The following is a 23,151-nucleotide window of genomic DNA, read 5'->3' as shown; positions in this document are numbered from 1 at the left end:
ATGACATGTGCGTCCCGACCACCTGCACGATCTGCGGTAAGACCACCTGGTCCGGATGCGGCGCGCACATCGACGAGGTGCGCGCCGGGGTTCCGGCCGACCAGTGGTGCGGTGGCCACTCCGAGCCGGCCTCGGCGAAACGGTGGTGGCAGCGCGGCTGAATCGGTCCGCGGTGATCAGTCGTCCGCGACGAGCACGTGGACGTCGATGTTGCCGCGTGTCGCGTTGGAGTACGGGCACACCTGGTGCGCCTTGTCGGCGAGAGCCTGGGCCTCGTCCCGGGTGAGGTGCGGCAGGGAGATCTCGAGGGTGACCTCCAGACCGAAGCCCCCGGCGTCGTTGGGGCCGATGCCGACCTTCGCGCCGACCGCGGAATCGCTGACGTCGGCGCCGGCCTGCTTGGCGACCAGCCGCAGGGCCGAGTGGAAACAGGCCGCGTAGCCGGCGGCGAACAGCTGCTCCGGATTGGTGCCGGCGCCGCTGCCGCCCATTTCCGGCGGCGTCGCCAGGGTGAGGTCGAGCTTGCCGTCGGTGGTGCGGGCGTGACCGTTGCGGCCGTCGCCGGTGGCCAGGGCTTCCGCGGTGTAGAGGATCGCCATCTCGGTTATCGCTTTCTCTCGGTGGATGCATGATCGGCATCCGGGTTCGGGTGGGAGCCGAGTGCCGCCGCCATGCGGATCAGCGTGTCGCGCAGGGCTTCGAGCTCGGCCGTCGACATCCCGGTGGCCTCGGCCATCCGGGCGGGGATGTCGCACGCTCGGGCGCGAAGTGCGCGGCCCGCTTCGGTGAGCCGGATCTCGACCCGGCGCTCGTCCTCGGGGGTTCGACACCGTTCGACCAGTCCGGCGGCCTGCAAGCGCTTGAGCAGCGGGGAGAGCGTGCCGGAGTCCAGTGCCAGCGCATCGCAGAGTTCACCGACGCCGCGCCCGTCTCGCTCCCAGAGCGCGAGCATGACCAGGTATTGCGGGTATGTCAGCCCCAGGGCCTCCAGGTGCGGCCGGTACCGGGCCGTCATCGCGCGGGACGCGGCGTACAGCGGAAAACACAGCTGCTGGTCCAATGCGAGCGGATCGGTCATGAGCAATAATCTATGACGCAACTAAGTTGTGCACAATCATTTTTCCTATGGGCTGCGTCACGCGGTAGCGATGACCCGGTCCGGGGTGGCGGCTACCCGGAGGCGTTGTCGTGGTCCGACCGCGCTGCGGGGCTCTCTCCGGCGGACGTCGCCGGTGCCGGATCTCCGAGGTCGCGATACAGCCTCGCGAGCGCCGAGATGTCGGCCTCCGGCGCGGCCTTCGCGGCGGCCTCGTATCGATCTCGCAGCAGCTCGGCCAGCGGCAGCTCGGAACCCGCTGCCGCCGCGATATCGAAGGCCAGGCCGGCATCCTTCGCACCGAGTACGGTCGTCCACCACCCTTCCGGCGAGCCGGTGAGTACGGCTTCGAACCGATTGGCCAGCGCTGCGGGCACGACCGGCGCCTCGGCGAGCAGTTCACGCAGCTGGTCGTCGTTCAGCCCGCCGCGCCGGCCGATCGTGAACGCCTCGGCCAGCGCGGCCACCCCGGCGAGCAGCAGGAAGTTGGTGGTCAGTTTGGCGGTGAGGGCGCGCTCGGCCGACTCGTAGTGGCGAATGCGTTCCGACACTGTGCCGAGCAGGGGTGCGAGGCGGTCGAGCAGGCCGGCGTCGCCACCGGCCAGCATCATCGCTGTGCCCGCGCTCACGGCCGCGGGCGCACCGACGATCGGGGCCGCCACGAACCGGCCCGGGAACGCGTCCGCCAGTGCGGCGCCGAGTGCGGGCGAGACCGTCGAACAATCGATGTAGGGCGTCGTCGTGTCGATCGAGGCTTGCAATTCCCCGAAGGCGACCGCGGTGACCGCGCGATCGTCGGCCAGCATCGTGATCACCGCGTCGACGCCGTCGACCGCCTCGGCCACCGACCCGGCCTCGACGGCGCCCCCGGCGACCAGGTCCGCGGTTCTGCCTGGTGTCCGATTCCACACCGTCAGCCCGTGCCCGCCGTCGAGCAGACGTCCGGCCACGGCCCGCCCCATTCGTCCCATGCCCAGTACCGCGATCTCCATCGCGCCTCCTCGTCTCGATCGGGATCGCCCGTCGTCTCCACTGTCCTCATGATCGGTTCGGTGGTCCAGTGCGCGTCGAAAACCGTGCGGGGCAAGAGATTTACCGATCGAGCGCCGGAAGGGGCCCGAGGGTCCGGTGGCCGGCGTAGCGCCGCGCAGGTCACTTTCCCGGTCTGAGTGATAGCTGATTCGTACAACTGACCAGTACGGAGAGTGCGGTAGGCTTGACTGCGGTTGGTCCAGAACATTTCTGCCGCAGCCGCTTTCGCCGGGGAGGGTTCGTTCCGCACATCTCCGGAGATGGCTTGCGCTGCTACTGGTTGTGATATAGATCACAATTTGGTCGCGGTGCCGACTTTTCCGAAGAAAACACTTTCCAACCGCTTTGCGTTGTCTTTACTATCAGTAGCGTTGCTTCGCTGTGGGGGTCGCGTGCCCGGATCGACCGCAGTAGCAACGCTTCTCGCGTCATCAGCTTCGCCCGCCCGCTCTCGATGCCAGAACATGTTCCACCGATGAACCGAACCGGACGCCGGTTCGGCGAAGGAGAAATATGTCCACCGACACCGACTCGGCTCGACGGACGTCGCCCCGGGGTCCATCGGCTGTACTCCGACACGATCTACCCGCCTCCGTGGTGGTATTTCTGGTCGCCCTACCTCTGTCGATCGGCGTGGCGGTGGCTATGGGCGCACCGGTCGCCGCCGGCTTGATCGCCGCCGTCGTCGGTGGATTGGTCGCCGGCTCGTGCGGCGGTTCGGTATTGCAGGTCAGCGGTCCCACCGCGAGCCTCACCGTCGTGGTCGCCGAGTCGATCCAGCAATTCGGCTGGGCGACAACCTGTTTCATCACCGTGCTGGCCGGCGCGCTGCAAGTGGCATTCGGGCTGAGCCGGATCGCGCGCGCCGCGCTGGCGATCGCTCCGGTGGTGGTGCACGGGATGCTCGCCGGTATCGGCATCGTCATCGCGCTGCAGCAGCTGCACGTCCTGCTCGGCGGGCAGACGCTGAGCTCGTCCTGGGAGAGCATCGTCGAGCTACCCCATCAGGTGACCGTCGGTCACGGCGGCGACGCCCTGGTCGGTGTGGTGGTGATCGCGATCATGCTGGGCTGGCGCTATCTACCGGGCCGGCTCCGGTCGGTGCCGGCGCCGCTGGCCGCGGTGGTGGTGGCGACGGCGCTGGCGATGGTGGTGCCGACCAGCGTCGAACGCATCACCCTGCACGGCTCGCTGTTCGACGCCATGTCGCTTCCGCAACTGCCGCACGGCCGGTGGGGTGCGGTCGTCCTGACGGCGATGACCATCGCCCTCATCGCCAGTGTGGAGACGCTGCTGTCGGCGGTCGCCGTCGACCGGCTCCGTCCGGAATATCGCACCGACCTCGATCGCGAGCTGCTCGGACAGGGCGTGGCGAATATGACCTCCGGACTGATCGGCGGTCTCCCCGTGGCCGCCGTCATCGTCCGCAGTATCACCAATGCCAAGGCCGGAGCGCGGACCAAGGCGTCCACGATGCTCAGCGGCGTGTGGGTGCTGGTGTTCTCGGTGGCCCTGGTCGAGGTGGTGCGCCAGATTCCCAAGGCCGCACTGGCCGGGTTGCTCATCGTGATCGGCATCGGCCTGGTGAAACTCGCTCATATCCGGCTCGCTCGTCGCGCCGGAGACCTGATCGTCTACGCCGCAACGGTTCTCGTGGTCATCTTCGCGAATCTGTTGCTCGGCATGCTGATCGGCCTGGCGCTCTCCTTCACGCTGCTGATGTGGCGGGTGGTGCGGGTGGTGATCGTCGCGGCCCCGGTCGGCGACGAGGGCCGCTGGCTGGTGACCGTCGACGGATCGGCCACCTTCCTGGCCCTGCCGCGGTTGACCGCTCAGCTGGCCAAGATTCCCGCCGGGGCGCCGGTGACCGTGGAGATGATGGTCGACTTCATCGACCACGCCGCCTCCGACGCGTTGCACGAGTGGGCGCAGCGGCACGAAAGCCTGGGCGGGACGGTGCAATTCGTCGAACTCGGCGCGGTCCGGATCGCCGATCTCACCGCGGGGCCGCCGGCCCGCGGACATGCTCGGCATCTGCTCGACGACATTCTCGGACCGTGGCGGCGCACCACGCCCGCGGACCGGATCGCGGCCGGCATCGCCGCCTACCACCGCGGGCACGCGCATATGATGCGGCCGCATCTGGACGAGCTGCGGCACACACAGGATCCGGAGTCGCTGTTCGTCACCTGCGCGGATTCGCGGATCGTGCCGAATGTGATCACCAACAGCGGGCCGGGTGATCTGTTCACCGTGCGCAATATCGGCAATCTGATCCCGGCCGACGGTCGTGACACCTCGGTGGAAGCGGCGCTGATCTACGCGCTGGACAAACTCGATGTGCGTTCGATCGTGGTCTGCGGTCACTCCGGATGCGGCGCCATGGATGCGCTGTGCCACGGCCTGCACACCGGCTCCGGGCTCGACGACTGGCTCGCGCACGGCCGGCCCGCCCTGGACCGGTTCCGGGCCGGGCATCCGGTGGGGGCGGCGGCCGCGGCGGCCGGATACGGCGAGGTCGATCAGCTGGGCATGGTGAACGTCGCGGTGCAGATCGAGACGTTGGCCGGCCATCCGGTCGTGCGGCGCGGCGTCGAGGAGCGCGGCCTGGTGCTGTCCGGTCTGTTCTTCGACATCGCCACCGCCCGCGTCCTGCGGATCACCCCGGACGGGATCGCCGAGATCGACGACGTGCGGCATCCGGTCCCGGTGCCGGTGTCGTGAGGGATTCCCATCGCTGGTAACCGAGGGGTGGAGCCGGGTGCGGTGAGATGGTGGGTATCCGGCTCCGCCGCAGGTCGAGACCAGGCGCCGTGAGGGCGGTCACATCGCACCGGGAAAGTGTGCGAGGCTAAAGAACCTTTTCTAAGGCTTTGCTTAGTCTTTACTATTAAAGTTGCCCTCGCTTCCGGCTCACTGCTGGACAACGAAGTCTCGCAGCTGAATTCGACGCCTGGAGAGCATGTTCGACCGACCGGAGCCCCCTCGTGCCCCGGTGAAGGAGCGCTATGTCCACCGACACCGTCTCGACGCCCAGACCCTCGGCCCCACCGGGGCCCAACTGGTCGGACCGGATGAATTCGGTCCTCCGTCACGATCTACCCGCGTCCATCGTCGTATTCCTCGTCGCACTGCCACTGTCGATCGGTATCGCAGTCGCCACCGGCGCTCCCGTCGCCGCCGGACTCATCGCCGCCGCTGTCGGCGGGATCGTGGTGGGATCTCTGGGGGGTTCTGTCTTACAGGTCAGTGGCCCGGCTGCCGGGCTGACCGTGGTCATGGCCGAAACCATCAACCAATTCGGCTGGAAGACAACCTGTTTCATCACCGTCGGCGCCGGACTTCTCCAAATCGTCTTCGGTCTCAGCCGCATCGCCCGCGCGGCGCTCGCCATCGCACCGGTCGTGGTGCACGCCATGCTCGCCGGAATCGGTATCACCATCGCCTTGCAGCAGGTGCATGTCCTGCTCGGCGGCTCGTCGCAGAGCTCGGCGTGGCAGAACGTCACCCAACTACCCGATCAGCTCCTGCACCTCAGCGGTATCGACGTCGTGATCGGCGGTCTGGTCATCGCGATCATGCTCGGCTGGCGCTACGTTCCGGCCAAGATCCGGGTGGTACCCGGCCCGCTGGTCGCGATCGTCATCGCCACCGGGTTGTCACTGGTCCTGCCCGGCGATCCGGCCCGCATCACCATGAGCGGCTCGCTCTTCGATGCCATCGGCCTGCCGGATATGCCCAGCGGCGACTGGAGCGGCGTGGCGCTGGCCGTGCTGACCGTGGCCCTGATCGCCAGTGTGGAAAGCCTGCTGTCGGCCGTTGCGGTGGACAAGATGCACAACGGTCCGCGCACCAACTTCGACCGCGAGCTCATGGCACAGGGCGCGGCCAACGTCACCTCGGGCATGATCGGCGGTTTGCCGGTCACCGGTGTGATCGTGCGCAGCGCCACCAACGTCACCGCCGGTGCGCGCAGCCGCGCCTCGGCGCTGCTGCACGGGGTATGGGTGCTGCTGTTCTCGATCGCCCTGGTGGGCGTGGTCGAACAGATCCCGAAATCGGCGCTGGCCGGTCTGCTGGTGATGATCGGCATCCAGCTGGTCAAGCTGGCTCACATCCGCGTCGCGCACCGGACCGGTGAACTCGTGATCTACGCGGTCACCATTGCGTCGGTGGTGTTCCTGAACCTGCTCGAGGGTGTGCTGATCGGTTTGGTCGTCGCCTTCGCCCTGCTGCTGTGGCGGGTGGTGCGCGTGTCGGTCGACGCGGGGCCGGTGGCCGGCGCCGATCGGTGGTTGGTGAGCGTCGACGGCACCTGCACCTTCCTCGCGCTGCCGAAGCTGACCGGGCAGCTGGCGACCGTGCCCGCCGGTACCGATGTGCTGGTCGAGCTGACGGTCGACTTCCTCGACCATTCCGCCTACGACGCCATCCATTCGTGGGCACGACAGCACGAGAGTACCGGCGGCACGGTCGAATTCGTGGAGATCGGCACCGCGCGCATGGCCGAGGCCGCGGAGCGGCCGCCCCGGCGCGGCCGGGCCCGCGGGCTGCTCGACGAGGTGCTCGGTCCGTGGCGGTCCGAGGGCGGGAATCCGGTGGCCGCCGGGGTCGCCGCGTATCACCGCAGCCACGCGCACGTGATGCGACCGCATCTGGACGAGCTGCGCGACGGTCAGGATCCGGATTCGTTCTTCCTGACCTGTGCCGATTCCCGGATCGTGCCGAACGTCATCACCAACAGCGGTCCGGGGGATCTGTTCACCGTCCGCAATATCGGCAATCTGGTGCCGGCGCGCGGGACCGATGTGTCGGTGGACGCCGCGCTGAGCTTCGCGCTGGAGAACCTGTCGGTGCGAAATGTGGTGGTGTGCGGCCATTCCGGCTGCGGCGCGATGAATGCGCTGCTGTCGGACGGGTCCGCCGGCCCCGATATCGACGACTGGCTGGCCCACGCCGCGCCGAGTGTGCAGCGCTACCGTGCCGGACACCCCGTGGCCGCCGCGGCGGCCGCCGCCGGCTACGGCCCGGCCGACCAGTTGAGCATGGTCAATGTCGCGGTGCAGCTGGAAACGCTGCGCGATCACCCGGTGGTGGCCCGGGCGATGGACGAGCGCGGTGTTGCGCTTTCGGGCCTGTTCTTCGATATCGCCACCGCACGGGTACTCGAGGTCACCGCGACCGGCATCGCCGAAATCACCGATGCCGAGCGACCCGGAATACCCGCCCGGGACCGGACCCACGCCTGACCCGGGCGAGGGTGCGCGAGTTCGGCGGCCCGACAGCCGAACTCGCGCACCCGTCCGTGCCGGGCCGGCGATCACCGCCGGTCGCGGCGCGCCTGAACCGTCGCGCACCCGGCGCCGATACCCTTGTCCACGCACCACCGTCGCCCTCCTGGCCGGGGTCCCGGGGCCCCGCGCCCACAGACCGCTCCGGCTCGCGCGGCCGTGCCATGGTGGATGTGAGGCAATCGCTGGATCGACGTGGATCGGAGTCGGATGAAGATGGTCGCGCAGTCCGTGGCGCCGGGGGCGCCCGCCCGGGTGGCGGGTACGAAACTCACCGAGCCCGCCTGGCTGTCCGAGCGGATTGCGGATATGGGAATCTCCTGGGGCACAAGCGATTCCCGGGTATCCGGCACGCTGTGGTGGTGTATGGCCGCCTCGGCACTCGTCGATCCGATCACCACGGCCTACGCCACCGGCGCCCCTGCGCCGGATTTCGCCCTGGAACGCATCCACTGCGAAATGCGCCCGGACGGCGGTATCGAACGGATCATCGGTTCCGCCGAGCCGGAATCCGGCACCTCCGCCGGGGCGGCACTCGGGGAGTCGCTGCGGCGCGTCATCCCGGTGGTGGCACAGGTCACCGGCGCGGGCCGGCCGGCGCTGTGGGCGATCGTGGCCGACGCGATCGGCAACCGCGCCATCGACGCCGGTGCCGCCGAGGCCGGCGCGCGACTGGCGGCCCAGATCGGCGCGCGGCTGCCGCAGCCGCGCTTCGTCGAGGTCGAGGCCCGCACCTTCGTCCGCCGCATCTCCTGCTGTCTGGTGTTCGAGGTGTCCGGCTGTCAGATGTGCACCAGCTGCCCCAAACGTCCCAGCGCCGAGCGCGAGCGGTTGCTCACGGAACTGGCACGGCGTGGCTGAGTCCGGGTCCGCACGGACCGGCGCGGCCGAATCCGGACTCGGTGCGGGCCGTGGCGGCCGGTCCATCGGCGCACGGACGGTACTGTCCCGATAGCATTGGTCGCGCCGGTGGGATTGGCGTCAACCGGCCTGGAGTGCTGCTCCAGTTCGCGGGCCCGGCCCGCACCCCGCGGGCGCCCCGCCCGCACGACAACGCCGCGGGCGCCCGTCCGCGACGAGATATGCCGACATCGTTAAGGAGAGCGCAGCCGTGACCACCTCAGCCCGCACCACCCCCGCCGCCCTCGTCCGGGTGCCGGCCGGGACGACGGCGGGCGCCGCGGTGCGCGAAGCGGGTCTGGCCACCAAGGGCCCGGAAACCGTCGTCGTGGTGCGCGATCCGGAGGGCAATCTCCGGGACCTGTCCTGGGTGCCCGACACCGACGTCGAGGTCGAGGCCGTCACCGCCGACTCCGAGGACGGCCGCAGTGTGATCCGGCATTCGGCCGCCCACGTGCTGGCACAGGCGGTGCAGCAGGAATTCCCCGAGGCCAAACTCGGCATCGGCCCGCCGATCAAGGACGGCTTCTACTACGACTTCCAGGTCGAGCGGCCCTTCACCCCGGAGGACCTGACCAGGCTCGAATCCCGGATGAAGAAGATCATCAAAGGCGCGCAACGGTTTTCGCGCCGGGTGGTCGAGGTCGACGAGGCCCGGGTGGAACTGGCCAAGGAGCCGTTCAAACTCGAACTGATCTCCGATAAATCGGGCATCGACGATCCGGAGGTCATGGAAGTCGGCGGTAAAGAGCTGACCATCTACGACAATCTCGACCCGCGCACCGGTGAGAAGGTGTGGGGCGATCTGTGCCGCGGACCGCACATTCCCACCACCAAGTTCATTCCCGCGTTCAAGCTGACCCGCTCCTCGGCGGCCTACTGGCGCGGTGATCAGAACCGTGAGGACCTGCAGCGCATCTACGGCACCGCGTGGGAGTCGGCCGAGGCGCTGGAGAACTATCTGCACGTCCTGGAGGAGGCCGAGAAGCGCGATCACCGCAAACTCGGGCTGGAACTGGACCTGTTCTCGTTCCCGGACGAACTGGGCTCGGGCCTGCCGGTGTTCCATCCCAAGGGCGGCATCATCCGCAAGGAGCTCGAGGACTACTCCCGTCGCCGTCACATCGCCGCAGGCTACGAATTCGTCAACACCCCGCATATCACCAAGGGGCATCTGTTCGAGGTCTCCGGACATCTGGATTGGTACCGCGAGGGCATGTTCCCGGCCATGCATCTGGACGCCGAATACAACGACGACGGCACCGTGCGTAAACCCGGCCAGGACTACTACGTCAAGCCGATGAACTGCCCGATGCACAACCTGATCTTCCGCTCGCGTGGCCGGTCGTATCGGGAGCTGCCGCTGCGGCTGTTCGAATTCGGGTCGGTGTATCGCTACGAGAAGTCCGGCGTCGTCCACGGGCTGACCCGGGTGCGTGGCATGACCCAGGACGACGCGCACATCTACTGCACCAAAGAGCAGATGCACGCCGAGCTGACCTCGACGCTGCAATTCGTGCTGAGCCTGCTGCGCGATTACGGCCTCGACGATTTCTACCTGGAATTGTCGACCAAGGATCCGCAGAAGTTCGTGGGCTCCGACGAACTGTGGGAGGAGGCCACCGACACCCTGCGCAAGGTGGCCACCGATTCGGGCCTGGATCTGGTCCCGGATCCGGGCGGCGCCGCGTTCTACGGCCCGAAGATCTCCGTGCAGGCCAAGGACGCACTCGGCCGTACCTGGCAGATGTCGACCATTCAGCTCGACTTCAACCTGCCCGAGCGCTTCGGCCTGGAATACACCGCCTCCGACGGCAGCAAGCAGCGCCCGGTGATGATCCACCGCGCCCTGTTCGGGTCCATCGAGCGATTCTTCGGCGTGCTCACCGAGCACTACGCGGGCGCGTTCCCGGCCTGGCTGGCGCCGGTGCAGGTGGTCGGTATCCCGGTCGCCGACGCCTTCGCCGAACATCTGGACACCGTGGTGGAGGACCTGCGCGCGCACGGGGTGCGGGCCGAGGTCGATCGCAGCGACGACCGGATGCAGAAGAAGATCTTCAATCACACCGCGCAGAAGGTGCCGTTCATGCTGCTGGCCGGCGAGCGCGATGTGAACGCCGGCGCGGTCAGCTTCCGATTCCGCGACGGCACCCGGGTCAACGGCGTGCCGGTGGCCGATGCGGTGGCGACGATCGTCGACTGGATCGCGCGGCGGGACAACGCCTCGCCGACGGCCGAGGGATTCGAGGTCCGGGCCGGTGGGGTATGAGTGAGGGCATGGTGGACGAGGCTGTGACACAACAGGATCCGGGGCGGATCGTCGATACGGGCGCGGGTGACCCGGACCGGTTGCAGCGGTTGTGGACCCCGTACCGGATGTCCTACATCACCGGTGCGGTGGCCGACCGTGACAGTCGCGCCGCCCAGGCCGACCCCGAGGAGAAGACGTCGGCGGGGCTGAAGCATCCGTTCACCGAGATCCCGAAGATGTCGGATGAGGACGGCCTGGTCATCGCCCGCGGCGAATGGGTGTTCGCGGTGCTCAACCTCTACCCCTACAACCCCGGGCACATGATGGTCGTGCCCTATCGCCGGGTGGCCGACCTCGAGGATCTGACCCCCGAGGAGAGCGCCGAGCTGATGGCCTTCACCCAGCGCGCGATCCGGGTGATGAAGAAGGTGTCGCGGCCCGAGGGCTTCAACGTCGGGCTCAATCTGGGCGGCGTGGCCGGGGGATCGCTGGCCGACCACCTGCACCAGCACATCGTTCCCCGCTGGGGCGGGGACGCCAATTTCATCACCGTCGTCGGCGGGGTGAAGGTGATGCCGCAGTTGCTGCGGGAGACGCGGGCCCTGCTGGCCGGGGCGTGGCACGAGCAGGAAGTCGAGTAGCGTGCTGAGCTTCTTCGGTCGGGAGACGTTCGCCAAGGCGACCGCGCCGCTGGGCCGGGCGCTGGTGCGCACCGGGCTCACGCCCGACGCGATGACGCTGATCGGCACCACCGCCTCGATCGTGGCCGCGGTGACGCTGTTCCCGACCGATCACCTGTTCTGGGGAACGATGGTGATCTGGCTGTTCGTCATGTTCGACATGCTCGACGGGGCGATGGCCCGCGCCCGCGGCGGCGGCACCAAATACGGCGCCGTGTTGGACGCCACCTGCGATCGCGTCGCCGACGGCGCGATCTTCGGCGCGCTGGCCTGGTGGTCGGTGTACCACGAACACAGCCGGCATCTGTTCGTCGCGACCCTGGTGGTGCTGGTGACCTCGCAGGTCATCTCCTACGCCAAGGCGCGCGCCGAGGCCAGTGGACTGTCGGCCGACGGCGGCATCATCGAACGGCCCGACCGGCTGGTGATCGTGCTCGTCGGCGCCGGATTCACCGGAATCGGCGGCTATTTCGGCATCGACTGGCTCATCTACGCGGTCTATGTCGCGATGTACATTCTGGCGGTGCTGAGCACCGTCACCGTCTTCCAGCGGGTGCTGGCGGTACGGAATTCGGCCGGAGCCCGCGATGTCATCGCGCCGGTGAGCAAGGCCGAAACCGATACGGCGAAGTGAGGACACGGGCGTGACGCAGATGAGGGCTGCGCTGAGCGATGCCGCCTACGCGGCGGGCTGGCGGATGGTGCGCGGATTGCCCGAACGCACCGCGCGCCGCTGGTTCGACGTCGGTGGTGACTGGGCGGCCCGCCGCGCCAACCGTGCCGTGCGTCGCGGGGGCGAACCGAATCAATTGCGCCGCAATCTCGCCCGCGTGCTGGGCGTGCCGGCGCCGGAGGTGCCGGACGAGCTGATTCGCGCCTCGATGCGCTCGTACGCGCGGTACTGGCGTGAGGCGTTCCGGCTGCCGACCCTCGACCACGCGGCGCTGGCCGACTCGCCGCTGATGCCGTCCCCGGCGGGGCGCGAACATCTGGACGAGGCACTGGCCCGCGGCCGCGGTGTCGTGTTCGTGCTTCCGCACTCCGGCAACTGGGATATGGCCGGGGTCTGGCTCGTGCAGCACTACGGCACCTTCGCCACGGTGGCCGAGCGGCTGCAGCCGGAATCGCTGTTCGAACGTTTCGTCGCCTACCGCGAAAGCCTCGGATTCGAGGTGTTCCCGCTGACGGGCGGCGAACAGCCGCCGTATCGGCAGCTGGCGCAGCGGTTGCGCGACAACAAGGTGGTGTGCCTGATGGGCGAGCGCGACCTGACCGGCAAGGGCGTGCCCGTCGAGTTCTTCGGCGAACGTACCTGGATGCCGGCCGGTGCCGCGAAACTGGCCATCGACACCGGTGCGGCGTTGATGCCGGTGCACGCCTGGTTCACCGTCGATGCCGCGGGCCGGGAGGGGTGGGGATTGAAAACCGAGGCGCCGCTGGATGTTTCGCGCGGAGTGGCCGATGCCACCCAGCAGCTGGCCGACCGGTTCGCGGCCAATATCGCCGAGCATCCGGCCGATTGGCATATGTTGCAGCCACTGTGGGAAAGCGATCTGTCGCCGCAGCGGCGGGCGCGGATCGCGCAGGTTCAGGCCGCGCTCGCCGGTGAGCGAGCGGCGGAGGACGCGGCGTCATGAGAATCGGCATGGTCTGCCCGTATTCGTTCGACGTACCGGGCGGGGTGCAGTCCCATGTCGTGGAGTTGGCCGAGGTGCTCATCGAGCGGGGGCACAAGGTCAGCGTGCTGGCGCCGGCCTCCGACGACACCGAACTGCCCGAGTTCGTGGTCTCCGCCGGTAAGGCGGTGGCCATTCCGTACAACGGGTCGGTGGCGCGGCTCTCGTTCGGGCCCACCGCCTACACCCGGTTGCGGCGCTGGATCGCCGACAACGACTTCGAGGTGCTGCACGTCCACGAACCCAACGCGCCGAGCATCTCGATGCTGGCGCTGAAGGTGGCCGAAGGCCCGATCGTGGCGACCTTTCACACCTCGACCACCCGGTCCCTGGTGCTGGCGACCTTCCAGGGCGTGCTGCGGCCGTATCACGAGAAGATCAGCGGCCGGATCGCGGTATCGGAGCTGGCGCGGCGCTGGCAGGTGGAGGCGCTCGGCAGCGATGCCGTGGAGATCCCGAACGGCGTGGACGTGCCGGCCTTCGCCAATGCCCCGCTGCTGCCCGGCTATCCGCGGGCGGGAGGGACGGTGTTGTTCCTCGGGCGCTACGACGAGCCCCGCAAGGGGATGGCGGTACTGCTCGGTGCGCTGCCGGCCCTGGTGGCCCGGCATCCGGACGTGGAGATCCTGATCGTCGGCCGCGGCGACGAGGACCGGTTACGCCGGGAAGCGGGCGAGCACGCGGGGCGTCTGCGTTTTCTCGGCCAGGTCTCGGACGCGGAGAAGGCCTCCGCGATGCGCAGCGCCGACGTGTACTGCGCGCCGAATCTGGGCGGTGAGAGCTTCGGCATCGTCCTGGTGGAGGCGATGGCCGCCGGAACCGCCGTGGTCGCCAGCGAATTGGACGCCTTCCGCCGGGTCCTGCGGGACGGCACCGCGGGAGTGCTGGTGCCGGTGGGAGATTCCAATGCCCTGGCGGCGGCGATCGACGAGCTGCTGACCGACCGCGTGCGCCGTGACGAGCTGGTGCGGACGGCGGATCAGGTTGTCGGCGAATACGATTGGCCGGTCGTGGCCGAACAGATTCTGCGGGTGTACGAGACGGTCACCGTCGGCGACGCTCGGGTGAGGACCGCCGGATGATCACCTTCTCCGCGACGACCATCCTGGTCCTCGCGCTGATCGCGGCCGTGATCATCGCCGTCGGAGTCTGGGCGTACTCGACCGCCAACCGGCTCGACCGGCTGCACGTGCGCGGCGACCAGGCCCGTGACGCGCTGGAGGCGGCGCTGGCCCGGCGGGCGGTGGTGGCCCGGACGGTGGCCATCTCGATGGCCGGGCCGATGTCGGAGTCCGCGGCGGCCGAGCAGTCGAAACGGCTGATCGCCCTGGCCGACCGCGCCGAGCGCGCCGACTGGAGCGACCGCGAAACGGCCGAGAACCAGCTCGCCGCGGCGTTGTCGGCGGTGGACATCACCACCCTGCGCCCGCAACTGGTGGCCGAACTCGCCGATGCCGAGGCGCGGGTCCTGATCGCCCGGCGTTTCCACAACGACGCGGTGCGCGACACCCTCGCCTTACGTACCCGCCGCCCGGTCCGGTGGTTGCACCTGGGCGGTACCGCACCGCTGCCCACCTATTTCGAGATCGCCGAGCGGGTGACCCCGGCCGCCACGACCGGACTCGAGGTCGACACCGTGCGCACCTCCGCCCGGGTGGTGTTGCTGGACGATCAGGATCGGGTGCTACTGATGCGCGGCCACGACCCGCAGACCCCGGATTCGCCGTTCTGGTTCACCGTCGGCGGCGGCATCGAACCGGGGGAGTCGTTGCGCACCGCCGCGGTGCGGGAGGTCTGGGAGGAAACCGGCTTCGCCCTGGACTCCACCCTGCTGCGTGGTCCGATCTGGCGGCGAGTCGCGGTCTTTCCGTTCAACGGCGAACTGATCCGCTCCGAGGAACTGTTCTTCGTCGCCCGGGTCCGCTGGTTCGAACCGAAACCCGCCGACCCGACCGTCTGGGAACGCCGCTGCGTCACCGCCTACCGCTGGTGCCTGCCGGCGGACATCGCCGAACTCGACCGGATCGGCGAAACGGTGTACCCGTACCACCTGGACAATCTGCTCGCCGAGGCGATCACCGCCGCGGGTGCGGACACCGAGCCGGAAGTGCGCTCGATCCGCTGATTATTCGGCTCGCGTCACGCAGCAGCATATCCGGTGAACGCGTCCGCGAGCACGACGACCATCCGGCCACCCAACGCTGCCACTGTCGAGGGCAATCGGGGATCACCACTGGGCGGCAACGACATCGACCAAACGGTCGAACCGTCGCCGGCATCGATCGCCTGCGCGGTGGTGCCGTCCGCGAGAACGAGGTGCCGGCCGTCGGTGAGGCCGTCGCGTACCGCATTCGCCAACCGCGCCGACTGCTGCCACACCTGGTGACCATCGGCGAGATCGAGGCCGATGAGCGCCGTCCCGTCGAGCGATCGGACGATAACCGTGTGATCCACTACTCCTTCGACCGCGCCTCGGCGACCCGTGGGCTCGTCGAGGCCGATCTGTGGATTGGTCCACAGCACTCGTCCCGTCGTTCGGTCGTAGGCACTCTCGCCGGTGAGGATCGGCGGCGGCGACGCGGTCGCGGTCGGGTACCACTCGAGCAGGAAACTGGGGTTGCCGACCTCGGTGATGAGGTGACCGTTGCGATCGACAAGGGTAATTCGCCCCGCGCTCCAGCCACGGTCGATCACCTGCGTAGCGATGATCCCGCCGTCGAATACGGCGCCGACGGGTGCGGTGAACAGCGGCTCGCCGGTGGACAGATCGTAGACGCGAACGCTGCGGTCGTGGCCGTCCCGGAAGTAGTACGGCGCATCGAGCCACGGCCTGACCGCGTCACCGGGAACCGGCGTCGGATACGTCCGGCGCCAGGTCGCCTCGGGGTCGGCGACGGTTCCGCGGGTGACGACCGCGGTCATCCGGTCGGCAGTGCGACCGGCGACGGAAACGATACCGTCGCGCACTGCCACGTCCATCACTTCGAAGTCCGTCGCGCGGTCCATGGCGATCACGCCGGTGGCCGCGTCGATGATCAACACCCGGTGTGAGCCGTGGCAGGTCAGTTGCGCGTCCAAGACGCGCTCGCCACAGCTGAGGAGCTCGCCCGCGTCGACGGTCCACCGCGCCGCTCCGGTGTCCGGGTCGACGCCGTGCAACTGCACGGGTCCGACTGCGGATGCGGTGCCCGTCTCGGCTGTGCCGGGTACCGCGGTGGCCGCGACGATCACCGGCCCGGCGTCCATCGGGGAACCGTAGCCGTTGTAGTCGTGCAGGTCCTGCGGCAGCGCCAGCAGGACCGCGCCGGGTTCATCGGACAGGTCGGCGGCGCGCAACGTCCATCGCGGCACCGGAGCAGAATCGAGCCGGGTTGAAATCCGGAACCGACCGCCGGCGGCGGGCACTTCCGGCGGCTGCTCCGGCGATCGGTTCACCCATACGACTGTCCCGATCGCCGCCACCACAGCCAGGATCAGCACCGCGATCCGGGTCCGGGGTGTTCCGCCACGGGTGAGCCATCGTGCCGCCGTGTTCATACCCGCGACCTCCCTCGGTCGATCCGGCGCGGGCGCCGGTCGAACTGTGCGAAAGCTGGAAGGTACCAGGAGCTTCGGCGTGGGCGGCAACGACGACGTCCCGTCGCTGGTGATGTCGTGGCGAAAAAGCCCAGTGTTCCCACGCGCTCTCGCGTGTGATGGGGAGGTAATGACGGCCGCGACCTGCCTCCGGCGTGATGCGCCGCCGTTCGCGGCGCGGCGGTCGGCCGGTCAGTGGCGGCCCGACAGCTCGGTCGCGATGACCAGCTCCTGCAGGGGAATCGACACGTCGGACCAGGTGGCGAGATCGTGCACAGCGCGGGCGCCGATGAGGGTGCGGGCGGCTCGCAGATCGGCCGGGCTCGCGACGGCAGCGGCAGCGGCCAGGCGACCGGCGCGCAGGGAGAGCACGGTGATGCGGTCGGGTGTGGCGCCCGGGCGCACCACGACCTCGTCGTCGGGATGCGGGCGACCGGCGAACTGGATGGTGACGCCGTACTGGGTGGTCCATCCCCAGGTGACCTCGTCGGATGGGACCGGTTGTCCCAGGACGGATTTCGCCACCGCGACACCCTGCGCCTGCGCGCTGTTCCACTGTTCGGTGCGCCGGTGGACCCCGCAGTCCGGATCGTAGACGGCGGCGGCGTCACCGGCGGCGAAGATGTTCGGCGTCGAGGTGGTACCGGACTCGTCGACGAGGATGCCGTCACCGATGGCGAGCCCCGCCCGCCGTGCCAATTCGACATCCGGTTCCGCGCCGATGGCGACGAGCACCGCCGCGGCGTTCCACCGGCGCCCATCGGCGGCGAGGGCTCGGATATCGCCCTCGTCGCCGTCGATCCGGTCCAGCACCACCGCATCGTGAATCTCTACGCCATTGTCGGCGTGCAGGTTTCGGCAGTGCGCACCGATCACGGCCGGTGCCACCCGTTCCAGCGGAGCGTCCCCGGCGTGCACGATCGTCACGGCCGCCCCCAGCCCGCGCACCGTCGCGGCGACCTCGCAGCCCACCAGCCCGCTGCCCACCACGAGCAGCGACCCACCCGATACGACCGCCGCGCGGAGCGCGTCGACATCCCCGGCCGTGCGCAGTGTGTACGCGCCGGACGCCGGGCCGGGCAAGGTGCGCGCGCGGGCGCCGGTCGCGAGGATCAGGGCGTCGTAACCGAGAGACGTGCCGTCGGCCAGGTGCACCCGGTCGCGCTCCACGTCGATGTTGTCGACGGTGATGTCCGGGCGCAGGTCGATGCCGAGCCCGCGCCACGACTCCGCCGGCTCCAGCAGTAACCGTCGCTCGTCGGCGGTGCCGGCCAGCAGTTCCTTGGAGACCATCGGCCGGCGATAGGGGAGATGAGCCTCGGCGCCGATCAGCACGATCTCGCCGGTATAGCCGTCGGTGCGCAGGGTCCGGGCGGCCGTGGCCCCCGCGACCCCCGCGCCGACGATGACGACCCGTCCACTCATGCGCGACTGACCTCGACCATCTCGAAATCGGCCTTGGCGGCGCCGCAGTCGGGGCAGGACCAGTCGTCGGGGATGTCGTTCCAGCGGGTGCCGGGGGCGATGCCGTCCTCGGGCCAGCCGAGCGCCTCGTCGTATTCGAATCCGCATTGCAGACAACGGAAGAGCTTGTACTCGGACATGTCAGGGACCTTTCCGGGCGAGGGGGCCGAGGGGTTCGAAATCGAGTTTTTCGCGGACACCGCAGTCCGGGCAGCACCAGTCGTCGGGTACCGCCGCCCACGCCGTACCGGGCGGAAAGCCCTCGCGTGGTGCGCCCTCGGTTTCGTCGTAGACGTAATCGCAGACCGGGCAACGGAATCGGGACATCACGCGACTCCGTACTTCGCCAGGACGCGGTCACGCTTGCCGGGCTGGATATTGACGCGGGTGATGTCGCCGTCGTAATGCGCGAGCACACGCTTGTCCATCACCCGGCGCCACAGCGGCGGAAAGTAAGCGATCGTGATCATGCTGGCGTAACCGCTGGGCAGATTCGGCGCGCCGTCCATACTGCGCAGGGTCTGATACCGCCGGGTGGGGTTGGCGTGATGGTCGCTGTGGCGCTGCAGGTGGTAGAGGAAGATGTTGGTGACGATGTGGTCGGAGTTCCAGCTGTGCTCCGGCGTGCAGCGTTCGTAGCGCCCGGCCGCCGTGCGCTGCCGCAGCAGGCCGTAGTGCTCGAGATAGTTGACCGTCTCCAGCAGCGAGAATCCGTAGATCGCCTGCAGCACCAGGAAGGGCAGTACCCCGGGCCCGAAGATCGCGGCCAGCGCACCCCACAGCACCACCGACATCAGCCAGGCGTTGAGCACATCGTTGTGAATCGTCCACGGCCGCTTGCCCAGTCGCTGCAGCCGAGTCTGCTCCAGCGCCCAGGACGAGCGCAGGCTGCCCCACACGCTGCGCGGCAGGAACGTCCAGAACGATTCGCCGAACCGCGAACTGGCCGGATCCTCCGGTGTCGCCACCCGCACGTGATGGCCCCGGTTGTGCTCGATGTAGAAGTGACCGTAGAACGTCTGCGCCAGGGTGATCTTCGACAGCCAGCGCTCCAATTCGTCCTTCTTGTGGCCGAGTTCGTGCGCGGTGTTGATGCCGACACCGCCCATGGTGCCGATGCTCAGCGCCAGCCCGATCTTGGAGACCAGGCTCAGGCCGCCGTCGACACCCAGCCAGGACAGATCGGACGCGCTCCACAGATAACAGGCGAACACCAGGCTGAGCAGCTGGAACGGAATATAGGCGTACACGCAGTAGCGGTAGTAGCGATCGTTTTCGAGCTGTTCCATCACCTCGTCGGGCGGGTTCTGCCCGTCCGGGCCGAAGAACCGATCGAGGATCGGCAGCAGGACGTAGACCAGCAGCGGTCCGATCCACCACCACACGGCGGCCGCGTGGTGCCAGCTGAACTGGTTGAACAGCCACACCAGGCCGGTGGCGAGCAGGACCGCGGTGGGCGGGACCAGCCCGAACAGCCAAAGGTGGCGTTTGCGGTCGCGCCACTGCGGCGGCGCGGTCGGTGCCGGATCGCCGATACGGGATGTGGTCACGAAGTTCTCCTCACGAACGGTGCGCGTACTGCGCGACGGAGCGGTGGATCCGCGGGGGATGTGCGGACCGGGACCGGGTCGGCTGGCGGCGTGGCGGCGCGCTCACCCCGACTTGTTTACACTTTCTGAAGAAGTGTTCTCATTGAATACAGATGCCGCTGAGTTGTCAATAGTCGAACAGTTTCGGTAGGCGTGTACGATCATGGCCATGGCTACCGCGCCGAACTTCCAGTCCGATATGCGCCGACTACTGCGCGAGCGTGTCATCGAGACCGCCCGCGGCCTGGTCTGTACCGAGGGCTGGGGCGCGGTGAACATGTCGCGGGTGGCCAAGGAGGTGGGCGTCAGCCGGCCGGTGCTGTACAAGGAGATCGGCACCAAACAGGACCTCGCCGATGTGGTGATCGCGCACGAGGTCGACGTGTTCCTGATCGGGATCGCCGACCAGCTGGCGGCCCACCCGGACGATGTGATCGCCGGCCTGATCGCCGCCGTGGAGTTCACCCTGCGCTCCGGCGCGGACAACATGCTGCTGAAAGCGGTGCTGGCGGGCCGTTCCGCACCCGATACCGCGCTGTTGCCGGCGCTGATGACCGAGCCGGAACCGGTGCTCGGCCGGGCCGTCGCCGCGGTGACCGCGACCGTTCGCGCGCAATACGATCTGGCGTCGGTGGGCGACGAGGAGTTGGCGTCGGTCGCCGAAACCGTTGTGCGCCTTGCCCTCAGTCACCTGTTCCAGCCGACCGGTCCGGTCGAGCGAGCGCTGGAGCAGATCCGGGTCGTCGCCGTCGGCCTGTTCGAGCCGTTGTTGTCGCAGGCCTGACGGTTCGTCGGGAGGCGTTGACTGTCAATGTCTTTCGTCGAAAATCCGCTGATCTCGGTCGGTACGGTCCGTTGTCGCTGTGTGACAGGTCACCATCCGCTAGGGTCGACATCGGTTTGCCGCACATCGAATCCGGCGAACCGGTAGGTGGAGGTGAGGTACCGAATGCATATGTCCTATCTGCTGTACGACTTTCTGCTGCCCTACCTGGGGGAGCAGGGCGCGGCCTACTGGGCGCAACTGTTCGTCGTCGACCCGCTCTGACGGGCGAGGGGCGCCGGACCGCCGTTCGGGCGGCGGGTTCGCGTAGGGGCAGGGCCGGTGGCCGTAGCGGCGCCGTAGCCGCGCGGTCGGCGGCGGCGGGGCGGTACCGCCCGGCGGGCTACCAGTCCAGTGCTGCCGGACTGGCTATGAAGTGGCCTGATCGGGGCGCCTAGAATCGTGGAGGTTCGCATCGCAGCGATGCCGCCTCGAACGAATCCCCGATCATCAGGAGTTTGCCCGTGACAACGCCCGACACCACCTCGACGACCGGCACCGCCCGCGTGAAGCGCGGCATGGCCGAGATGCTCAAGGGCGGGGTGATCATGGACGTCGTCACCGCCGAACAGGCCAAGATCGCCGAGGACGCCGGCGCCGTCGCGGTGATGGCGCTGGAGCGGGTTCCCGCCGATATCCGCGCGCAGGGCGGTGTGGCGCGCATGAGCGATCCCGATCTGATCGACGGCATCGTCAACGCCGTGTCGATTCCCGTGATGGCCAAGGCCCGCATCGGCCACTTCGTCGAGGCGCAGATCCTGCAGAGCCTCGGCGTGGACTACATCGACGAGTCGGAGGTGCTGACCCCCGCCGACTACACCAACCACATCGACAAGTGGCAGTTCACCGTGCCGTTCGTCTGTGGCGCCACCAACCTGGGCGAGGCGTTGCGCCGCATCACCGAGGGGGCGGCGATGATCCGCTCCAAGGGCGAGGCCGGCACCGGCGACGTGTCCAACGCCACCACCCATATGCGCAAGATCCGCGGTGAGATCCGGCACCTGCAGTCGCTGCCCGAGGACGAGCTGTTCGTGGCCGCCAAGGAGCTGCAGGCGCCCTACGAGCTGGTCCGCGAGGTCGCCGAGACCGGCAAGCTCCCGGTCGTGCTGTTCACCGCCGGTGGTATCGCCACCCCGGCCGACGCCGCGATGATGATGCAGCTCGGCGCCGAGGGCGTCTTCGTCGGCTCCGGCATCTTCAAGTCCGGTAATCCGGCCGAGCGCGCCGCCGCCATCGTGAAGGCCACCACCTTCTACGACGACCCGGACGTGCTGGCGAAGGTGTCGCGTGGCCTGGGTGAGGCCATGGTCGGCATCAATGTCGAGGAGATCCCGGAGCCGCACCGCCTCGCCGAGCGCGGCTGGTGAGCTGAGAACCGATACCGGAAACAACGACGCGTCGCCGGGCCGCCCTGTTGTGGGGCGGCCCGGCGTCGTCTCCGGTCCTCGTCTCGGCGCCGGCCGAACGCGCATTCTCGGCCGATGCGTTATCCACTCTCGCGATCGCCCTGCGGCGCAACATATTTCGTCGCTGCGGCGAGTACCGTGTCCACCGTCTGTTCGGCCAGCGAGTCGTCCAGCGGTTGATGACCGAACAGTGCCCGGTAGTAGATCGGCGCGGCGAGCGCGTCGAGGACGAACTCGACATCCGGCACGGTGTCGAGCTCGCCGGCGCCGACCGCGGCTCTCAGTCGCGCGGCGGTGCTCTCCCGCCGCGGCGCGAACACCGTGCGCAGGAAATGCTGTGCGAGTTCGGGATCGGCCGCCAGATCCGCCACCAGTGCGGGCAGGATCCGGCCCAGCGGGGTGTCGCGCAACGCCGTCACGATCGTGCGCATCCCGCTGACGAGATCCGCGCGCAGATCGCCGGTATTCGGCGTCGGCGCCTCGCCGAGCATCCGTGCCACCACATCCACGACCAGATGCCGTTTGGACGGCCAGCGCCGGTAGATCGCCGGCCGATACTGGCCGGCTTCGCTCGCTATCCGGCCGATCGACAACTCGGCGTAGCCGACCTCGCCGAGCAGACGTTGCGTGGTTTCCAGCACGATCGCGTCGATCCGGTCATCGCGTTGCCGGCCCGCCACCTCAGAACACCTTGCGTGGCATCAGCACCACGCGCCAGCCGTCCGGATCCTCGAATGTGATCCCGCCGTGGGCCGTCCAGTACGGGTTCTCCGCGGGCACCGGTTCCGCGCCGAATTCGGCCAGCCGCTCCACCACGTCGTACATCGCCGCTTCCCCGGCGAAGTACAGCACCAGCAGATTGTCCAGAGTCGGTGCGGGACAGGGACTTCCGTTCACATGACTGGTGAATTCGAGATGGTAGTCCGCGCCGGGCAGGCCCAGCATCACCCCGTCGTAGCCGTCGTGCCCCTGGAAGCGATAGAGCTCCCGCAGCCCGAGTCCCTCGGCGTAGAAGCGCACCACCTCGTCCAGCCGGTCGGTGGGCCGCGCGACCCGCACCTGTGTCACGGCCAGATGATCCGGCCAGTTCGTTTCCGTGTTCATACCTCAAAATTACAGTACGACCTGTATTGAATTGGCTGAGGTCGGTACAGTTGACACCTCGGTGGTCGGCAACGCTGGTGATGCGGGGGGCGATGCGTCGCCGAAAGCATGGAGCAGGTGAGTATTTCGACTTGCCCGCTATGAAGACGGCCACGGGATTACGCGCGATTTCCGTCGGGGGTGAACAACCAGTGGTTGTCCAGACGATGCGCTACCGTCGTCCGGTCCATTCGATCGGCCGACCGCGGCCGACCGCTCGCGCA

The 23,151-nt window shown here is 68.5% G+C and carries 22 protein-coding genes; 12 read left to right on the top strand and 10 right to left on the bottom strand.

The genetic code is table 11. The annotated features are described in order from the left end of the window. Positions 1 to 5 precede the first annotated feature (5 nt). Complete coding sequence (locus tag ON37_RS34880; RefSeq protein ID WP_168441347.1) at positions 6 to 161, top strand: DUF8730 family Cys-rich protein; 156 nt, start codon at positions 6 to 8, stop codon at positions 159 to 161. Between the two features lie 15 nt (positions 162 to 176). On the opposite strand, the gene ON37_RS15310 is transcribed toward ON37_RS34880, so the two are convergent. The 3 genes from ON37_RS15310 to ON37_RS15300 all read right to left on the bottom strand — a co-directional run bounded on the left by ON37_RS15310 (position 177) and on the right by ON37_RS15300 (position 2,088). Further along, the gene (locus ON37_RS15310; RefSeq protein ID WP_040720225.1) at positions 177 to 599 is read right to left on the bottom strand and encodes an organic hydroperoxide resistance protein; all 423 of its coding nucleotides are present in this window, start codon (positions 597 to 599) and stop codon (positions 177 to 179) included. Between the two features lie 5 nt (positions 600 to 604). Next, complete coding sequence (locus tag ON37_RS15305) at positions 605 to 1,078, bottom strand: MarR family winged helix-turn-helix transcriptional regulator (protein WP_040720224.1); 474 nt, start codon at positions 1,076 to 1,078, stop codon at positions 605 to 607. Between the two features lie 92 nt (positions 1,079 to 1,170). Beyond that, entirely contained in the window at positions 1,171 to 2,088 is a 918-nt protein-coding gene (locus ON37_RS15300; protein WP_051031625.1) for an NAD(P)-dependent oxidoreductase, read from the bottom strand. A gap of 553 nt (positions 2,089 to 2,641) precedes the next feature. Here ON37_RS15300 and ON37_RS15295 point away from each other — a divergent pair. From ON37_RS15295 to ON37_RS15255, 9 genes are all read left to right on the top strand, one after another. Next, entirely contained in the window at positions 2,642 to 4,852 is a 2,211-nt protein-coding gene (locus tag ON37_RS15295; protein ID WP_040720223.1) for a SulP family inorganic anion transporter, read from the top strand. A gap of 284 nt (positions 4,853 to 5,136) precedes the next feature. Next, a complete protein-coding gene (locus ON37_RS15290) occupies positions 5,137 to 7,377 on the top strand; it encodes a SulP family inorganic anion transporter (protein WP_040720222.1) in 2,241 nt (746 codons plus the stop codon). 252 nt (positions 7,378 to 7,629) lie between these two features. Then, a complete protein-coding gene (locus tag ON37_RS15285) occupies positions 7,630 to 8,280 on the top strand; it encodes a (2Fe-2S)-binding protein (RefSeq protein ID WP_245553207.1) in 651 nt (216 codons plus the stop codon). A gap of 250 nt (positions 8,281 to 8,530) precedes the next feature. Further along, the gene (gene thrS / locus ON37_RS15280) at positions 8,531 to 10,588 is read left to right on the top strand and encodes a threonine--tRNA ligase (protein ID WP_040720221.1); all 2,058 of its coding nucleotides are present in this window, start codon (positions 8,531 to 8,533) and stop codon (positions 10,586 to 10,588) included. An 8-nt stretch (positions 10,589 to 10,596) separates the two neighbouring features. Continuing rightward, positions 10,597 to 11,211, top strand: a complete 615-nt coding sequence (locus ON37_RS15275; protein WP_040720229.1) for an ATP adenylyltransferase — start codon at positions 10,597 to 10,599, stop codon at positions 11,209 to 11,211. A 1-nt stretch (position 11,212) separates the two neighbouring features. Next, positions 11,213 to 11,884, top strand: coding sequence for a phosphatidylinositol phosphate synthase (gene pgsA / locus ON37_RS15270; protein ID WP_040720220.1), 672 nt, complete (start codon positions 11,213 to 11,215; stop codon positions 11,882 to 11,884). A gap of 19 nt (positions 11,885 to 11,903) precedes the next feature. After that, the gene (locus ON37_RS15265; protein ID WP_040720219.1) at positions 11,904 to 12,887 is read left to right on the top strand and encodes a phosphatidylinositol mannoside acyltransferase; all 984 of its coding nucleotides are present in this window, start codon (positions 11,904 to 11,906) and stop codon (positions 12,885 to 12,887) included. Then, a complete protein-coding gene (locus ON37_RS15260; RefSeq protein ID WP_040720218.1) occupies positions 12,884 to 14,008 on the top strand; it encodes a glycosyltransferase family 4 protein in 1,125 nt (374 codons plus the stop codon). Before ON37_RS15265 ends, ON37_RS15260 begins: the two co-directional genes overlap by 4 nt. Further along, entirely contained in the window at positions 14,008 to 15,051 is a 1,044-nt protein-coding gene (locus ON37_RS15255; RefSeq protein ID WP_040720228.1) for an NUDIX hydrolase, read from the top strand. The genes ON37_RS15260 and ON37_RS15255 overlap by 1 nt, the downstream gene beginning before the upstream one ends. Positions 15,052 to 15,065: 14 nt before the next feature. Here ON37_RS15255 and ON37_RS15250 read toward each other — a convergent pair whose 3' ends face one another. The 5 genes from ON37_RS15250 to ON37_RS15230 form a co-directional block, all read right to left on the bottom strand. Next, the gene (locus tag ON37_RS15250; RefSeq protein ID WP_040720217.1) at positions 15,066 to 16,463 is read right to left on the bottom strand and encodes an outer membrane protein assembly factor BamB family protein; all 1,398 of its coding nucleotides are present in this window, start codon (positions 16,461 to 16,463) and stop codon (positions 15,066 to 15,068) included. A gap of 231 nt (positions 16,464 to 16,694) precedes the next feature. Continuing rightward, positions 16,695 to 17,927: an NAD(P)/FAD-dependent oxidoreductase gene (locus tag ON37_RS15245; protein ID WP_040720216.1), complete on the bottom strand. Its 1,233-nt coding sequence runs from the start codon at positions 17,925 to 17,927 to the stop codon at positions 16,695 to 16,697. After that, positions 17,924 to 18,106: a rubredoxin gene (locus ON37_RS15240; RefSeq protein WP_040720214.1), complete on the bottom strand. Its 183-nt coding sequence runs from the start codon at positions 18,104 to 18,106 to the stop codon at positions 17,924 to 17,926. The genes ON37_RS15245 and ON37_RS15240 overlap by 4 nt, the downstream gene beginning before the upstream one ends. Position 18,107: 1 nt before the next feature. Continuing rightward, positions 18,108 to 18,293, bottom strand: coding sequence for a rubredoxin (locus ON37_RS15235; protein WP_040720213.1), 186 nt, complete (start codon positions 18,291 to 18,293; stop codon positions 18,108 to 18,110). Next, on the bottom strand, positions 18,293 to 19,516 hold the full coding sequence (locus ON37_RS15230) for an alkane 1-monooxygenase (protein WP_040720212.1): 1,224 nt from the start codon (positions 19,514 to 19,516) through the stop codon (positions 18,293 to 18,295). The genes ON37_RS15235 and ON37_RS15230 overlap by 1 nt, the downstream gene beginning before the upstream one ends. A gap of 208 nt (positions 19,517 to 19,724) precedes the next feature. Between ON37_RS15230 and ON37_RS15225 the strand changes: the two genes are divergently transcribed. Together ON37_RS15225 and pdxS are read left to right on the top strand one after the other, a co-directional pair. Further along, entirely contained in the window at positions 19,725 to 20,339 is a 615-nt protein-coding gene (locus ON37_RS15225; RefSeq protein WP_040720227.1) for a TetR family transcriptional regulator, read from the top strand. Positions 20,340 to 20,842: 503 nt separating this feature from the next. Then, the gene (gene pdxS / locus ON37_RS15220; protein ID WP_083893010.1) at positions 20,843 to 21,745 is read left to right on the top strand and encodes a pyridoxal 5'-phosphate synthase lyase subunit PdxS; all 903 of its coding nucleotides are present in this window, start codon (positions 20,843 to 20,845) and stop codon (positions 21,743 to 21,745) included. Positions 21,746 to 21,864: 119 nt separating this feature from the next. Here pdxS and ON37_RS15215 read toward each other — a convergent pair whose 3' ends face one another. Both ON37_RS15215 and ON37_RS15210 read right to left on the bottom strand, forming a co-directional pair. Further along, the gene (locus ON37_RS15215; protein ID WP_051031623.1) at positions 21,865 to 22,464 is read right to left on the bottom strand and encodes a TetR/AcrR family transcriptional regulator; all 600 of its coding nucleotides are present in this window, start codon (positions 22,462 to 22,464) and stop codon (positions 21,865 to 21,867) included. 1 nt (position 22,465) lies between these two features. Beyond that, a complete protein-coding gene (locus tag ON37_RS15210; protein WP_040720208.1) occupies positions 22,466 to 22,888 on the bottom strand; it encodes a VOC family protein in 423 nt (140 codons plus the stop codon). Positions 22,889 to 23,151: the final 263 nt, after the last annotated feature.

Source organism: Nocardia veterana NBRC 100344, from assembly GCF_000308855.1.
GTDB lineage: Bacteria > Actinomycetota > Actinomycetes > Mycobacteriales > Mycobacteriaceae > Nocardia > Nocardia veterana.
The sequence above is the reverse complement of the archived record's forward strand: the minus strand, read 5'-3'. Positions and strand labels throughout refer to the sequence as shown.

Coding starts and splice junctions, on each gene's coding strand:
- ON37_RS34880 (WP_168441347.1), top strand. CDS start 6: ATGTGCGTCCCGACCACCTGCACGATCTGCGGTAAGACCACCTGGTCC.
- ON37_RS15310 (WP_040720225.1), bottom strand. CDS start 599: ATGGCGATCCTCTACACCGCGGAAGCCCTGGCCACCGGCGACGGCCGC.
- ON37_RS15305 (WP_040720224.1), bottom strand. CDS start 1,078: ATGACCGATCCGCTCGCATTGGACCAGCAGCTGTGTTTTCCGCTGTAC.
- ON37_RS15300 (WP_051031625.1), bottom strand. CDS start 2,088: ATGGAGATCGCGGTACTGGGCATGGGACGAATGGGGCGGGCCGTGGCC.
- ON37_RS15295 (WP_040720223.1), top strand. CDS start 2,642: ATGTCCACCGACACCGACTCGGCTCGACGGACGTCGCCCCGGGGTCCA.
- ON37_RS15290 (WP_040720222.1), top strand. CDS start 5,137: ATGTCCACCGACACCGTCTCGACGCCCAGACCCTCGGCCCCACCGGGG.
- ON37_RS15285 (WP_245553207.1), top strand. CDS start 7,630: ATGAAGATGGTCGCGCAGTCCGTGGCGCCGGGGGCGCCCGCCCGGGTG.
- ON37_RS15275 (WP_040720229.1), top strand. CDS start 10,597: ATGGTGGACGAGGCTGTGACACAACAGGATCCGGGGCGGATCGTCGAT.
- ON37_RS15265 (WP_040720219.1), top strand. CDS start 11,904: ATGAGGGCTGCGCTGAGCGATGCCGCCTACGCGGCGGGCTGGCGGATG.
- ON37_RS15260 (WP_040720218.1), top strand. CDS start 12,884: ATGAGAATCGGCATGGTCTGCCCGTATTCGTTCGACGTACCGGGCGGG.
- ON37_RS15250 (WP_040720217.1), bottom strand. CDS start 16,463: ATGAACACGGCGGCACGATGGCTCACCCGTGGCGGAACACCCCGGACC.
- ON37_RS15245 (WP_040720216.1), bottom strand. CDS start 17,927: ATGAGTGGACGGGTCGTCATCGTCGGCGCGGGGGTCGCGGGGGCCACG.
- ON37_RS15240 (WP_040720214.1), bottom strand. CDS start 18,106: ATGTCCGAGTACAAGCTCTTCCGTTGTCTGCAATGCGGATTCGAATAC.
- ON37_RS15235 (WP_040720213.1), bottom strand. CDS start 18,293: ATGTCCCGATTCCGTTGCCCGGTCTGCGATTACGTCTACGACGAAACC.
- ON37_RS15225 (WP_040720227.1), top strand. CDS start 19,725: ATGGCTACCGCGCCGAACTTCCAGTCCGATATGCGCCGACTACTGCGC.
- ON37_RS15210 (WP_040720208.1), bottom strand. CDS start 22,888: ATGAACACGGAAACGAACTGGCCGGATCATCTGGCCGTGACACAGGTG.